Origin of the sequence: Halospeciosus flavus, from assembly GCF_029814175.1 — an archaeon.
Taxonomy (GTDB): Archaea; Halobacteriota; Halobacteria; order Halobacteriales; family Halobacteriaceae; genus Halospeciosus; species Halospeciosus flavus.
Map to the genome: position 1 here is coordinate 1,466,369 of NZ_CP122312.1, position 14,185 is coordinate 1,480,553.

Consider the following 14,185-nt stretch of genomic DNA (forward strand, 5'->3'; position numbering starts at 1 on the left):
ACGCTTCGGGACGAGCGAAACGGAAGGCACACTCCCGTCCGGTGTCTACGCCGAGTCGATGTCGTGGTCCTGGTACGTGCTCGTCGTCGCCGGACTGTTCGAGGTCGCGTGGGCCGTGGGCCTCGAGTACTCCGAGGGCTTCTCGAAACCCGTCCCGACGGCCGCCACCGTCGTCGCCCTCGCCATCAGCATGCTCCTCCTCGCGAAGGCCGTCGAGAACCTCCCGGTCGGGACGGCCTACGCCGTCTGGACCGGTATCGGCGCGGTCGGCACGGCGATCCTCGGAATCGTCCTCTTCGACGAACCGGCGACCCCCGCCCGCGCCTTCTTCCTCGGCGTGGTGGTCGTCGGCATCGTCGGACTGCACGTGGTGAGCGGCCACTGACCGCGCCGTAAACTCCATACTACGATACAGAATCGCCGATCGAGGCGTCCCACGGGCTTTTCCCGGTCGGTGTCGTCACTGACGCGTATGGCCGACCGCGTGACTCACGAGACCTGTACGACCTACGACGCGACGCTCGAACGCGCCGGCGGGACGCGGCGCCCGCAAGTGGTACTCCCCGCGGACGCGGCCGACGAGTTCCCCGACGGCGAGGTCGTCCGCCTCGTCCTCGACGGCAGCGAGTACCGGGCACAGGTCCGCAGCGACTCGGCCGGGCGCCCGGTGATCCGCGGCGCCTACGACACACCGGACCTCGCACGCGACCCCTCGGGCGGAGAGAACAGACTGCGCGAGTGGGTCGACGAGAAAGGACTCGACGTTGGTCGGTCGGTCCACGTGGACGTCGTCGAGTCCGGGTTCAAGTACGGTCTCCGCGCACCCGGCGAGGAGTCGACCTACGCGGCGACGGGAAAGCCGAAGGACACCCTCGCAGACATCGCGAAGAACCTCGACCGCTAGGGTTCGAGACTGACGAACTCCAGGCCCTCCTCGTCGAGGAGTTCGTGAGCGGTGTCGGTGACGGAGGGCGCGACGAGGATGCCGCGGGCCGCCTCGTCCTCGGTTCGGCGGACGGCGTCGACGTATCGTTTCAGTTGTCCGACGGCCTTCGGCCCGACCCGTCGGCGCTTCAACTCGACGACGACGGTGTGCCCCTCGGCGTCGGTCCCGACGATGTCGGCCGCGCCCGCGTCCGTCTGGTACTCCGTCTCTTCGGCCTCGAAGCCCGCCTCGACGAGCGACGGGTCGTCGAGGATGCGCTGGCGGAGGTCCTCTTCGGTGCCGGTGAGTTCGAGTTCTTCGACGTCCTCGGCGTCGTAGCGGACGAGTGCGTGGATCTCCTCGAAGAGAATCTCGACGTGTTCGTCGGGGTTCGAGCGGTCGCTGACGACCTGGAGTTGGCCGTCGACGAGTTCGGCGTGGTGGTCACAACCCGGTGGTTGCCAGTTGACCGGCGTGCGCTGTTCGCGCTTGTGGACGAGCAACGTCCCGTCGGGTTTGAGGACGACCAGTCGGTCGCCGGGACCGAGGTAGGACGAGGCACGCCCCTCGTAGTCGACTTCACAGCGGCCGAACAGCGTGACGACGGCCTCGGCGTCCAGCCCGGCCGCGACGACCTCGCGGGCGCGAGGCGCTAGCGGTTCGGCGTACGTCTCGGCTCTACTCATAGACGAAAGTCGGGGACGGGAGGGGAAAAGGGCACCTCACTCCGTCGACGGGAGGTCGCGGAAGGTCGCACGGAAGTCGTCGTGGTCGAAGTCTGCGACGAGGTCGTCGACGACGTCGCGGCGTTCGCGAATCTTCGACTGGAGTTCGCGGAACTCCTCGCTCTCGGAGACGTCCGACTCGCTCACGCGCTGGCGGACGACGGCGCGTTTCGTACAGAGTCTGTAGAGGTCGGCCACTTCCTCGTCGTACTGGGAGCGCTGGAGGAGGCGCTCGACGGTGTCGACGAGCGTCTCCTTCGAGACCGGTTTGGTGAGGTAGGCGTCGAACCCGAGGTCGATGACGTCGACGTCCGGTTCGACCGCGGTGACCATCGCGACGCGACAGTCGTAGTCGGAGTCGCGGATGCGCGCCAGGGCCTCGTCACCGGACAGTCCCGGCATACTCCGGTCGAGGAGAACGACGTCGACCTCGTCGTCGAGCTTGTCGAGGGCCTCCTCGCCACCCTCGGCAGTCTCGACGTCGTACCGGTCGCCGAGTCGAGCCTCGTAGAGCTCCAGGTACTCGGGCAGGTCGTCGACGGCGAGGATCGTTGTCTCCTCTCGCTGCGTGGTCTCCCGTTCCTTCGTCATCTCGATACGTGCGTACAAAGTTGTGGACCCTCTCTCAATAACGGTTCGGTCCCACGGCGACCGGGACGCGACGCCACCTCGCTCCCCGGCGAGTCGGTAGACAACTAGTACTAATACTCACGGACATAAGTACGTAAAGACATCTGGTACGTTGATATCGTCCAGTGCACAGAGAGCAGCATCACGAAGTTCGTCAAGCGTTTCGAATAGGCGGTTGCCGAGTGATTGATCGAGTTGTCGCCAGCACTCTTCCGCGGGGTTCAGCTCTGGTGAACCCCGCGGAAGGTAACACAGTTCGATCGGAGTATCTTCAACGAACTCTTGGACTCTGTTCGCCGTGAAATACGAGGCGTTATCGAGGACAACGCAGATTTTCTCGCCGAACTCTGTCTGGAGTGCATCCAGAAGACGAATCGTCGTGTCGCTGTTGAAGTTTTCCTCGCAGGGGAGAAAGAACGTCTCATCAGTATCGCTGACTGCACCGAGAAGTTTGATGCTGTCCCACGCGCCCGTCACCGGGAGTGACGGGCGCTCACCCTTGGAAACCATGCGTGAATCAGTGTCGAGAGAACCTGTCGCGTCTGATCAATGGCTAAGATCGTGTATTCGTCGTCCAGGTTGTCGCGCTTTTTTTGAACCCGTCTTGCCATGCTTCCTGTGCTCTCTCATCGGATTTGTGAAACTCCGGCCGGGCTGTCTTCCAGGACAGCCCGGCCTCGGTCATCAATCGTCGAACGTGACGCTCACAGTACTCAACGTCGAATTCCTCGGCGAGATAGTGACGAGCTGTGGAACAGACCACGCAGGCGCGTCAAGTCCAACTTCCTCTGGAGACTTGTGAAGCGCTTCAACGAACTGTTCATGCTCTTTGTCGGAGAGTTTTGAGGGCCTTCCTGAACGGTGTTCGTCGTAGACGACCTCCTCGAACGGCTCGTCGGCGAGCCGTTCGAGTCGATCAAGCCACCGCGAGAGCCAGCCAGCAGTGTATCCATAGCGTTCAGCGACCTCTTGTAGCGTCGCACCGTCTTCTTCAAGGTAATTGATCGCCGCCATGAGCCGTTGTGACGGCTTTTTTCCCTCGACCTCCGCCAAGACCTGGCGGAGGTCTTCGGTAGAGACGTTGTCGAGAGAGGTCATATCGGAGTAACGTACTCTTCTTTGAAGTATTTTTGGCTGACAGTATAAAGTATTTCCCTCACCCGACGTCGCTACGGGTTGTTTTTGGTGTAGCTAAAGTCGGCGTTTTACGCCGGTACAGGCGCTAATAGCGACTCTATCGTGTGGTGGGTTGACAACCGGGTGGCGAAAGATTTAAGTTACTTTCGCTCTAATCCATAGTTAGGAAGCGCGGGAGGTGACGTTTATACCTTCTCCCTCCCACCCCTCACCCCATCACCATGAGCGACACCAGTATCCGCACGTACGCCAGCGACCGCCAGCGCACCGAATCCCGACAAGAAGAGACGGAGAAGACCGGCGAACACGTCTGCAACGAGTGTGGCGGCGACCTCGTCACCGACGAGGAACACGGCGAGACCGTTTGTGCGAGCTGTGGGCTCGTCGCCGAGGAGGACAGCATCGACCACGGGCCGGAGTGGCGTGCGTTCGACTCCAAGGAGAAAGACGAGAAGAGCCGCGTCGGGGCCCCGACGACGAACATGATGCACGACAAGGGGCTGTCGACGAACATCGGCTGGCAGGACAAGGACGCCTACGGCAACTCCCTGTCGAGTCGCCAGCGCCAGAAGATGCAGCGCCTCCGCACGTGGAACGAGCGATTCCGCACCCGTGACTCCAAGGAGCGCAACCTGAAGCAGGCACTCGGCGAGATCGAGCGGATGTCGTCGGCACTCGGCCTGCCCAAGGAAGTCCGCGAGACGGCCTCCGTCATCTACCGCCGCGCGCTCGACGAGGACCTCCTGCCCGGCCGCTCCATCGAGGGCGTCGCGACGGCCGCCATCTACGCCTCTGCCCGGCAGATGAAGACCCCGCGCTCGATCGACGAGGTCGCGACGGTCAGCCGGATCGGCGAGATGGAGTTCAAGCGGACCTACCGCTACATCGTCCGCGAACTCAGCCTCGAAGTCGCGCCGGCGGACCCCGCGAGCTACGTCCCGCGGTTCTGCTCCGAACTCGACCTCAACGACGAGGTCGAACGCCGCGCTCGCCAACTGCTCTCCGACGCCCAGGAGAAGGGCGTCACCAGCGGGAAGTCGCCGGTCGGACTCGCCGCCGCGGCCATCTACGCGGCCTCCCTGCTGACCAACCAGAAGGTCACCCAGAGCGAGGTCAGCGACGTCACGGACGTCTCCGAGGTCACCATCCGCAACCGCTACCAGGAGCTCCTGGAAGCGACCGACGTGATGACGTAATCGGGGCGAACCGACGACTCGCTGGTCGCTGGACTCGGGCGACGCGCCCGGGTGTCGCTTCCCGAAGAGACGAAGACGAAACCGACGCCGAACTGTTCTGTTCTCCGGTCCTCACACCGCGTAGCCGACGCGCTCCTCACAACTCCAGACGCTTCTCGCCGGCCTCCACACGTACGTCGAGGTGGTTCTGTTCGGGCGGGAGCGGACACGCGTAGGTCTCCGAGTACGCACAGAACGGGGCGTAGGCGACGTTGAAGTCGAGGACGACCTCGTCGCCGGTGTCGGCCTCTTCCTCGGTGACGTCGAGTTCGAGGTAGCGACCGATGTCGTAGGTGGTGTCGCCGTTCGTAGCGTCGGCGAAGGGCACGAAGAGACTCTCCATCCCCTCCGCACGGAAGGCGTCGAAGACGTGGTGTTCGCCATCGAGACCGAACCCGAGCGTCGCGACGCGTTCGTACTCGGCGGCGTTCCCCTTCGTCATCTCCAGCGAGACCGTCTTCGAGTGCTGGACCCACTGTAGGCGGGCCGTGACGCGGTAGTCGGGGTCGAGATCGTAGTAGTTCAGCCCCTCGAACGCGTCGCGTTTCTCGGGCGGGATCGGGGACTGCGGGTGGTCGGTGAAGAACTCGTCTTTCTCGCGGCGGAACTCCGTAACGCGTTCGCGCCACGCCTCTTCGTCGAAGTCGGACTCGGACATGGGGTGCAGTTCGTTCGCCGGACAGGTACACGTGTCGGATACCGGAGACCGGTCCTGCCAGAACGTTCTTCGGGGTCTCTCCACAAATTACGCCCATGATTGGGGAGAGAACTAGAAGCCGACTCGGTGAGACGGGGGACCGACGATGATCGAACTCGACGGAAGCGGCGGGGGTGGCCAACTCGTCCGGACGGCGCTCGGACTCTCGGCGCTGACGGGGGAGGCCTTCGAGATGGAGAACGTCCGCGGCGCCCGGAGCAACGCGGGGTTACGCCACCAGCACGTCGCGGCCACGCGGGCCGTCGCCGCGGTCTGCGACGCCGACGTCGAGGGCGACGAGGTCGGTTCCGAGACGGTCCGCTTCGAGCCAGGTCCCGTGAACGCCGGCGACGTCGAGGTCACGGTCGGTACCGCCGGGAACCTCACGCTCGTCTTCGACGCACTGCTCCCGGTGGCCTACGCCCTCGACGACACGCTCACCGTCGCCGTCGAGGAGGCGGGGACCGACGTCCCACACGCACCGCCGATCGACTACCAGCGACACGCGAAACTCCCACTGCTCCGCGAGTACGGCGTCGACGCCACGGTCGACGTCGATAAGCGTGGGTTCTACCCCGACGGCGGCGGTGCCGCGACGCTCACACTCGACCCGAGCGACGCGACCGCGCTCGACCTGTCTTCGCGCGATTCGATAAAGCGACTGGCGGTTTATTCGGTCGCCACGACGGAACTCCGCGCCGCCGAGGTCGCCCACAGGCAGGCCGCGCACGTCGAGAACGCACTCGACCTCGACGTCGAAATCGAGGCGAACGCCGACTACGTCGGCGCCCCCTCCGCCGGGTCGGTGCTCGTCGTCGTCGCCGAGTACGAGCACTCCCGGGCCGGCTTCGCTCGACTCGGGGAGCGTGGCACTCCCTCGGAGTCGGTCGCCGACTCGGTCGTCCAGGACTTCCGCGACTTCCGCCGTAGTGGGGCGGCCGTCGACGCGAACCTCGGCGACCAACTCCTCCCATTCCTCGCCGTCGCGGGTGGAGAGGTCGCCGTTCCCGAGGCCACCGACCACGTCGACACCTGTCTCGACGTCCTCGACGCCTTCGGCTACCCGGTCGCGGTCGAGGAACGTGCCGACCACGTCCTGCTCTCGCGGACGGAGTGAGCCGAGAAAGAAGGAGTCAGTCGGTCAGGCCGTAGCCGCGCTCGAACAACCAGACGTCGATCGCGAGCACGACGACCGTGAGACCGGTCAGGACGGCCAGCGAGACTCCGGGGCGAATGTCGGCGTGCCCGAGGAACCCGTAGCGGACGCCGTTGACCATGTAGACCATCGGGTTGAGGAGCGAGACGGTGCGCCAGAACGGCGGGAGGACGTCCAGTGAGTAGAAGACACCGCCGAAGAACACCAGGGGGCGGAGGATGAACTGCGAGAGCACCGTCAGGTGGTCGAAGTCCTCGGCCCACAGTCCGCCGACGACGCCGAACGCGGCGAACAGCGTCGTGATGACGACCATGAACGCCACGACGTAGAACGCGCTGGCGAGACCGACGGTGGTGAAGGCGGCACCGATGAGCGCGATGAGCACGCCGATGAGGGCACCGCGGAGGGCGCTGGCGGCGACGTACGCACCGACCATCTCGCGGTAGGTGAGGGGTGCGGTGAGCGCCTCGTGGATGTACTCGTTCCACCGCCCGTGGAAGATGGAGAACGAGGCGTTCTCGAAGGCGTTAGAGATTGCTCCCAGTACGACCAGCCCAGGGAGGATGAACTGGATGTACGGGACGCCGCCCTGCTGTTGGATGCGTCCGCCGAGGATGACCCCGAACACCGAGAAGTAGAGGACGTTCGTGATGAACGGCGGGAGGAAGGTGTTGAGCGGGCGACGGACGTAGCGCGTGATCTCGCGTTCGACGAGCGTCGCGAACCCGGTCGGCAGGAACTTCGTGAGGGGTTCGAGGGTGTTCACTGCGCCGACACCTCCAGGTCGTCGCCGGATTCAGACGCCGACTCGTCGCTCGTTTCGGCGTCGTCGCCCTCGCGGGTCATGCTGACGAACACTTCTTCGAGCGAGGTGCGCTCGACGTCCACGTCGACGACGCGGACTCCCTGCCGGTCGAGTTGGCGGACCGCCTCCGGGGCGAGACCGCTCCCGTCGGGCGTGCGGACGACGAGGTCGTCGCCGTCGAGTTCGACCGAGTCGACCCGTTCGTCGTCGATGGTCGGGACCGACTCGGGGACCGAATCGAGGGTGAGCGTCAGCGTGTCGACGCCCTCGCGGGTGAGTTCCTCGGGCGTCTCGACGGTGACCTTACGGCCCTCGTCGAGGATGGCGACCTGGTCGCAGAGGCGTTCGGCCTCTTCGATGTAGTGGGTCGTGAGGAGGATGGTCGTCCCCTCGTCGTTGAGGTCGGTGATGAGGTCCCAGAGGTCGTGGCGGAGTTCGACGTCGACGCCCGCGGTCGGTTCGTCGAGGATGAGCAGGTCGGGGTCGGTAACGAGCGCGCGGGCGAGCACGAATCGCCGTTTCATCCCGCCGGAGAGCCAGTCGAAGCGGGTGTCGCGCTTGTCGTAGATGCCGACCCGGCGGAGCGCCTCGTCGGCACGGCGTTTCGCCTCCGCGGGCGGGACGCCGTGGTAGCCCGCCTTGTGTTCGAGCACCTCGCGGATGGGGAAGAAGCGGTCGACGTTGAACTCCTGGGGCGCGAGACCGATGGCGTCGCGGGCCTGCTGGTAGTCCTCCGTGACGTCGTGGCCGAACACCTCCGCCTCGCCGCCCGTCTTACGGACGAGACCGACGAGGACGTTGATGAACGTCGTCTTCCCGGCGCCGTTGGGACCGAGGAGACCGAAGAACGAGCCCTCGGGGACCGTCAGGTCCAACCCCTTCAGCGCCCGGACGTCGCCGTAGTCCTTCTCCAGATTTCGTGTCCGGATGGCTGGCGGCATTCACCCGAAACTACTGGCAGCGCGGGGAAAAGGGGCCGGAAATCGGCCCGGGCGGCCGATTGTTACGTTCGAGTGTCGAAGCCCCGGCGATGGACGACGTGTGTCCGGCGTCACCTCCTGCCGAGGTGGCCACCACCGCTTTTCCGTCGGAATCCCTGACTCCGTGTATGTCTCGGACACTCGCCTCGGTCGCGCTCGTCCTCGCCGTCGTCCTCGCGGGGTGCGCCGGTGTCGCCCCGCTCTCCGACGGCGATGCCGGCGCCGACACCGGAACGGTCTCGCTCTACCTCTCGGACGAGACGAACGCCATCGACGACTTCCGGCACCTGAACGTCACCGTCACGAAGGTCGGACTGAAGAAGGACGACGGGAACTGGAGCGGCCACCACGGCGACCACGAACACCACCACCGGAACCGCTGGACGGTCGCCGACGTGGACAACCGGACCGTCGACCTGACCCGCCTGCAGGGACAGAACGCCACGCTCCTGGGCAACCTCAGCGTCGAGAACGGGACGTACGAGAAGGCGTTCGTCTACGTGAGCGACGTGAACGCCACCCTGGCGAACGGCTCTACCACCCGGGTCGACCTCCCACGTGACCGCCTGAAGGTGAAAGACCGCTTCCGCGTGCAGGACGGCCGCGTCGTCGACTTCGTCGTGGACGTGACGGTCGTGAACCGCAGCGGGGAGTACGTCCTCGTCCCACGGGCCAGCGCCTCCGGCGAGGACGTCTCGTTCTGCCGAATCGACGACGGTTGTGGCTGTGACGGCGACGGACACCACCACGACGGGACGAACGAAACCGACGGCGGACACCACCACGGCGGCGGGAGCGGATGTGATGGCTGCGACGGCTGTGGCGGCTGAGTTCTTTTATATACCGTTCGAGAGTATATAAGTAACCGACCGGTTAGCCGGTGTTTTTCATGCCGGCGGCGATACCCTTGACGGTGAGTCGGAGGGTGCGTTCCTCGGTGTCGGATCGCTCGTCTTGTTCGAGGAGGTCGACCTGGAGTGCGTTGAGGGGGTCGACGTAGGGGTTGCGACGTTCGAGACTCTTTTGGAGCCAGCCGCGTTCGAGGAGGGAGTCGCGTTCGGCGACTGTCGTAACGCGGTCGACGGCGTGCTCGTACTCACGCTCTATCTGGGGGAAGAAGGCGTCGCGCAGGTCGTCGTCGGCGAGGTCCGCGTAGTCGCGGGCGACGTCGAGTTCAGTCTGTGCGAGTGCCTTGGCCGCGTTGTCGACGACCGTCCGGAAGAACGGCCACGCCTCGTACATCTCCTGGAGGGTCTCGACGTCACCGCCCTGGTCGAGATAGGCGTCGATACCGCTCGCGAGGCCGTACCACCCGGGCACGATGGCGCGGGTCTGCGTCCACGAGAACACCCACGGGATGGCCCGCAGGTCCTCGACCGTCCGCTCGCTCGACCGCGAGGCGGGCCGGGACCCGAGGTTCAACTCCTCGATGACCTCGATGGGCGTCATCTGCTCGTAGAAGGAGACGAATCCGTCCGAGTCGAGCAGCGAACGGTAGGTCTCCTGTGCCGCGTCGGCCATCGTGTCCATCGCCTCCTCCCACTCCTCGGCGACGTCGGGACCCTCGCCGTGGGCGGCCTCGTGGCGGGCACGAATCTGTGCGTCGAGCATCTGTTCGAGGTTCCGCTCGGCGATGCGGTGGTTCCCGTAGTTCTCCGCGATAGACTCGCCCTGCTGGGTGAACTTCACCTCACCAGTGACGGTCTCGCGGGGGAGGGCGAGCAGTTTCTCGTTCATCGGGCCGCCGCCGCGCGAGATGGACCCGCCGCGACCGTGGAAGAGGCGCAGGTCGACGCCGTGGTCGTCCGTGATGCGCGAGAGACGCCGCTGGGCCGTGTGCACGTACCACTGCGCCGCCAAGTAGCCGTTCTCCTTGTTCGAGTCCGAATACCCCAGCATTACCTCCTGGGTGTCTCCCCGGAGGTCGACGACCTGCGAGTAGGCCTCGTTCTCGAAGAGCGTCGAGAGAATCTCGCGGGCGTTCGCGAGCGCGGACTCGGTTTCCAAGAGAGGGACGATGTCGAGGCCCGCGTGGTCTGGGAGCGAGACCGCCCCGGCCTGGTCGGCGAGGAAGAGCACTTCGAGGACGTGACTCGGCTCTTCGGTCATCGAGATACAGTAGGTGTCGATGGCCTCGACGCCGAACTCGTCCTGCCAGTCGCCCAGCGCGTCGAACCGCCGCATCACCCGCGCTGCATCGTCGTTCTCCTCGCACTCGGCGAGCGTGTCGGCGGCCGCGGCGAGGTCGAGGACGGGTTCGTCCTGGAGGACGGCGTCGGTGAGGAACTCGACGCGTTCGTCTTCGCTCATGCCCGCGTAGTCGAGGCCCTCACGGGCGAGCGCGGCGTCGATGGCGTCCGTGTGCATCTCGCGGTGGTCGCGCAGGTCGAGGCTCGCGAGGTGGAAGCCGAAGGTCTCGACTTGCCGACGCAGTGGGTCGACGTACTCGTCGGCGAGCCGGTCGAGACCGTTCGCACGCAGTCCCTCGGCGACGTCGTCCAAGTCAGCGAGAAGTTCCTCGGCATCGTCGTACCCACCGGGCCGGACGTCCTCGACGCGGTCGAGGCGCTCCCGCACGACCGAGACTTTCTGGCGGAACGGCTCGTCCGGGTAGCGCCCGGCGGCGTGCTCGGCGATGGTCGGGACCGCGTCGTGGTCGTCGGCCAGCGACTCGGCAATCTCGCCGTCCGCGAGTCGGCTCCCCTCCTGGCTGAGGACGCCGCCCACGCTCTCGAGTTTCTCGTCGTAGCGCTCGAGAGCCAGCGACCGCTGACGTTCGAGCGTTTTCGTGGTGACCTCGGGCGTGACGAAGGGGTTGCCGTCGCGGTCGCTGCCGGCCCACGACCGGAAGGAGAGCACGTTGGGGACCTCGGAAGAGTCGTCGTACTGTTCGTCGAGAGCGTTCTCCAGTTCGTCGTAGAGTTCGGGGACGACGTCGAAGAGGGTGTTCGCGAGGTACCAGTGGACGTTGCGCGCCTCGTCGAAGGGTTCGGGGCGGCGCTCGCGAATCTGGCCCGTCGTCCAGAGCGACTCGACGAGCGCGTCGAGACTCGCCTCGTGGGCGGCCTTCTCGGCGTCGGTCAGGCGTCGCTCGTCGAGGTCGCGCAGGTCGTCCTGGACGCGCCGGAGGATGCCCTTCACGGTCTTGCGCCGTGCCTCGGTCGGGTGGGCGGTGAACGTCGGCACGACGTCCACGTCGTCGAGGACCGAGGCGAGTTCGTCGGCGTCGGCACCGTTCTCAACGAGGGACTCGACCGCTGCTGCGACGCTGTCCGCCAGCGTTCCCTCCTGCTCGGCCGTCCGGAGCGCGCGCACTCGCTCGCGCTCCTCGGCGAGGTTCACCAACTCGAAGTAGACCGTGTACGCCCGGGCAACTGCTTGAGCGGTGTCCTCGTCTTCGAGTGCGTCGTGGAGCGCCTCGGCGACGGCCGCCGGGTCGACGTCGCCCTCTTTCCGGTGTTCGATTGCAGTCGTCCGCGACGCCTCGACGGCGTCGAACGCTCGTTCGCTCGCGTGGTCGGCCAGCACGTCCCCCAGGAGCGAGGCCAACTCCCGGACGTCCTCGCCGACGCTCCGCGCGTGTAGTTCCATGCTACCCCATCACACCCCCGCGCACATAAAAATTTGGAACTTATTGAGTACGAACATAGTAAATGTTCATCCCAAACTGGTATGTGGTGGCACGCCGCAGCAGGTAGCGTGTACGAAGTACTCATCCCAGTCGACGACGACGAGGAGCGTGCCAGAGCACAGGCGGCGGCGGTCGCCGACCTCCCGGGTAGAGACGAGATCGTCGCGCACGTCTTCCACGTGTTCACCGACAACCCGAGCGGGGCGTCGGTCGGCCAGCACGGAGGCGCCCGACGCGCTCGCGACTCCCTCGAAGACGCGGGCGTCGAGGTCGAACTCCACGAAGACGGCGGCGGCAATCCGGGGGGTCTCATCGTCGAGACCGCCGACGACCTCGACGTCGACGCGATCTGTGTCGGCGCACGAAAGCGTTCGCCGGCCGGGAAAGCGCTATTGGGGAGTACGTCCCAGGACGTCATCCTGAGCAGCGACCGCCCGGTCATCGTCACCGGGAAGTCGAAGTGAGTGGTTAGGCGACGCCAGCGCCTTCGTCGACGGTAATCGTCCCGTTCTCCGTCTGGAGTTGGACAGTTTCACCCTTCTGTGTCACGTAGTAGAGGGTGTTTGTGTCCATATCGGAGTAGACGACTTCCTTCGCCGGGCCGCCGACCCAGTTGACGGCCGCGATGGGTGTCACCTCGGCACCGCCGTTCGGCGTGAGCGTCTCCATTTCTTTCCCGTACTCAAGGAACTTGACGTTGTTACTCTTCACGATAGGGACTTCGATTTCGGGGTCACTGTCGACCTGTCGAGGGTCCCCGAGGCCGACACCAGTACTCGAACTGACCGTAACTCCTGTCGAGTACGTGTCGTTGTCGTCGATGTACTTCGCGGTGTAGGAAGTCCCAGTGAACACGAGGTCGGCATCGCCGTCGTTCGTGTAGTCGCCGACGCCCGCTATTGCCTTCGCTTCGACCGGAGCCCCACCGACCTGTATCTCTGTCGGCGTACTAGCCGTGTCTGTATCTGTGTTCCAGCCGACCCGATAGAGATAGTTCGTGGAGTTGACGTAGTAAACACTCGTCTCACCGCGCCACTTACCGATACCGAGGAGCGTCGTCGAGCCGACAGCGTCCGTCGCGAGTTCGTGGTTGCTGTTCGCGTCGACAATACGGAGAGTGTTGCTGCTGTCGACGTAGGGAATTCCGACGTAGCCGTCCCCATCGAGATCGACCTGTCGTGGCCCGATTGCCTCGACCTCGGAGACGGGAACCGAAGTGCGGATGACTGTCCCGTCCGGCCAGACGTACGAGAGGTTTCCTGCCGTCGGTGAGAAGACAACTGCCCGCGTCCCCACGTCGACTTCGTACGTCTCCCCACCTGCCGGTCGCTCGGGGGCGACCTCGACCGTCGACGTGTAGGAGAGTTTCTCGCTCTGGACGGAGAGGTTCAGCGTCGCGTCGTAGATGGCGCGGACGACGTACGGGTTTTCTCCGAAGGTCCCGGAGTAGGGTGGCGACGTGAACGAACTCGAACTGATCGGGTCGTCGACGATCAGGGTGTAGCGGCCCTGTACGCTGTCCGCGTTGCCGTAGGCTATCGAGTACGTGGCGTTCTCCCACGGAATCGTGGTGAGGGGGTCACACTCGGTCCCTTCGACGGTCCCGCCGGTCAGGTCGACGATGAGGTTCGACCCGGCACTCCGCGTGCACGTTCCCGACGTCGGGCCGGACACCGCGACCTTCGACTCGGTGTCTTGACCGACGCTCACCCGCCAGGTTCCCTTCGATTGCGTGTCGACGACGACTGTGAAGGGGGACGTGTCGAGTGTGTTGAGAGCCGACGTCAAGACGTTCATCCGGAAGCGCCGTGTCCCGGTTGAGTCGTTCACGAGCGTCCAATTCGTGTTCCCACCCGCGCTCGTGAAGTTTCGCTCTGACTCCTGCACGATGTGCGCGCCGTTCGTCACCCTGGTGACTCCGACCGAAACCGCGGTCCCCCTCGACGCCTCGCTCCACGCCGACTCGTTCTCCCAGGCCGCGACCGACTCGTCGAGCGAACTGTGGATCCCCTTGTAGCTCTCGTAGTCGTAGTAGTTGAGTTGTGAGACGAGACCACCGACGCCGTCCTCGGCGGCGCGTTCGAAGACGATGGCGTCCTGCCCGTCGACGCCCTGGCGGGTCGCGAGGTTCTCCGTGTAGACGACCGTGTTGAGGATGAGTGCGAGCGCGACGAACGTGACCGCGATGCCCACTCCCGCGACGAGGATGAGCTGGGCGCGGCTCCGGGACCGATCCATCGCTTCCCACCTTCCGTCTCGTCGCC

13 protein-coding genes and 1 pseudogene are annotated in these 14,185 nt (G+C 65.3%); 6 read left to right on the forward strand and 8 right to left on the reverse strand.

What is annotated here, in order from left to right; translation table 11 throughout:
* Window positions 1-58 precede the first annotated feature (58 nt).
* Together sugE and P0Y33_RS07585 are read left to right on the forward strand one after the other, a co-directional pair.
* Window positions 59-385, forward strand: coding sequence for a quaternary ammonium compound efflux SMR transporter SugE (gene sugE / locus P0Y33_RS07580; protein WP_279529933.1), 327 nt, complete (start codon window positions 59-61; stop codon window positions 383-385).
* 87 nt (window positions 386-472) lie between these two features.
* Window positions 473-904, forward strand: coding sequence for a DUF7112 family protein (locus tag P0Y33_RS07585; RefSeq protein ID WP_279529934.1), 432 nt, complete (start codon window positions 473-475; stop codon window positions 902-904).
* Here P0Y33_RS07585 and nucS read toward each other — a convergent pair.
* The 3 genes and pseudogenes from nucS to P0Y33_RS07600 all read right to left on the reverse strand — a co-directional run bounded on the left by nucS (window position 901) and on the right by P0Y33_RS07600 (window position 3,378).
* Window positions 901-1,611 carry an endonuclease NucS gene (gene nucS / locus P0Y33_RS07590; protein ID WP_279529935.1) on the reverse strand — a complete coding sequence of 237 codons (711 nt, stop codon included), beginning with the start codon at window positions 1,609-1,611 and terminating at the stop codon, window positions 901-903. The two genes, P0Y33_RS07585 and nucS, sit on opposite strands and share 4 nt — an antisense overlap.
* A 36-nt stretch (window positions 1,612-1,647) precedes the next feature.
* Window positions 1,648-2,241 carry a response regulator gene (locus tag P0Y33_RS07595; RefSeq protein ID WP_279529936.1) on the reverse strand — a complete coding sequence of 198 codons (594 nt, stop codon included), beginning with the start codon at window positions 2,239-2,241 and terminating at the stop codon, window positions 1,648-1,650.
* A 117-nt stretch (window positions 2,242-2,358) separates the two neighbouring features.
* Window positions 2,359-3,378, reverse strand: a pseudogene (locus P0Y33_RS07600) (IS630 family transposase).
* A gap of 260 nt (window positions 3,379-3,638) precedes the next feature.
* Between P0Y33_RS07600 and P0Y33_RS07605 the strand changes: the two are divergent.
* Window positions 3,639-4,613, forward strand: a complete 975-nt coding sequence (locus tag P0Y33_RS07605) for a transcription initiation factor IIB (protein ID WP_279529937.1) — start codon at window positions 3,639-3,641, stop codon at window positions 4,611-4,613.
* Window positions 4,614-4,749: 136 nt separating this feature from the next.
* On the opposite strand, the gene P0Y33_RS07610 is transcribed toward P0Y33_RS07605, so the two are convergent.
* Window positions 4,750-5,310 (reverse strand): DUF1684 domain-containing protein, encoded by a 561-nt coding sequence (locus P0Y33_RS07610; protein WP_279529938.1) that lies wholly within the window; start codon window positions 5,308-5,310, stop codon window positions 4,750-4,752.
* 145 nt (window positions 5,311-5,455) lie between these two features.
* On the opposite strand from P0Y33_RS07610, the gene rtcA reads away from it, so the two are divergent.
* Window positions 5,456-6,466 carry an RNA 3'-terminal phosphate cyclase gene (rtcA, locus tag P0Y33_RS07615; RefSeq protein WP_279529939.1) on the forward strand — a complete coding sequence of 337 codons (1,011 nt, stop codon included), beginning with the start codon at window positions 5,456-5,458 and terminating at the stop codon, window positions 6,464-6,466.
* A 16-nt stretch (window positions 6,467-6,482) separates the two neighbouring features.
* Here the strand turns inward: rtcA and P0Y33_RS07620 are convergent, their stop codons facing one another.
* Entirely contained in the window at window positions 6,483-7,271 is a 789-nt protein-coding gene (locus P0Y33_RS07620; RefSeq protein WP_279529940.1) for an ABC transporter permease, read from the reverse strand.
* Window positions 7,268-8,251: an ABC transporter ATP-binding protein gene (locus P0Y33_RS07625; RefSeq protein ID WP_279529941.1), complete on the reverse strand. Its 984-nt coding sequence runs from the start codon at window positions 8,249-8,251 to the stop codon at window positions 7,268-7,270. Before P0Y33_RS07625 ends, P0Y33_RS07620 begins: the two co-directional genes overlap by 4 nt.
* A 167-nt stretch (window positions 8,252-8,418) precedes the next feature.
* Here P0Y33_RS07625 and P0Y33_RS07630 point away from each other — a divergent pair, with 167 nt between their 5' ends.
* Entirely contained in the window at window positions 8,419-9,120 is a 702-nt protein-coding gene (locus P0Y33_RS07630) for a DUF4382 domain-containing protein (RefSeq protein WP_279529942.1), read from the forward strand.
* Window positions 9,121-9,163: 43 nt separating this feature from the next.
* Here the strand turns inward: P0Y33_RS07630 and ppc are convergent, their stop codons facing one another.
* Entirely contained in the window at window positions 9,164-11,881 is a 2,718-nt protein-coding gene (ppc, locus tag P0Y33_RS07635; RefSeq protein ID WP_279529943.1) for a phosphoenolpyruvate carboxylase, read from the reverse strand.
* Window positions 11,882-11,989: 108 nt separating this feature from the next.
* Between ppc and P0Y33_RS07640 the strand changes: the two genes are divergently transcribed.
* Window positions 11,990-12,385: a universal stress protein gene (locus P0Y33_RS07640; protein WP_279529944.1), complete on the forward strand. Its 396-nt coding sequence runs from the start codon at window positions 11,990-11,992 to the stop codon at window positions 12,383-12,385.
* A gap of 4 nt (window positions 12,386-12,389) precedes the next feature.
* On the opposite strand, the gene P0Y33_RS07645 is transcribed toward P0Y33_RS07640, so the two are convergent.
* A complete protein-coding gene (locus P0Y33_RS07645; RefSeq protein WP_279529945.1) occupies window positions 12,390-14,159 on the reverse strand; it encodes a DUF7261 family protein in 1,770 nt (589 codons plus the stop codon).
* Window positions 14,160-14,185 lie beyond the last annotated feature (26 nt).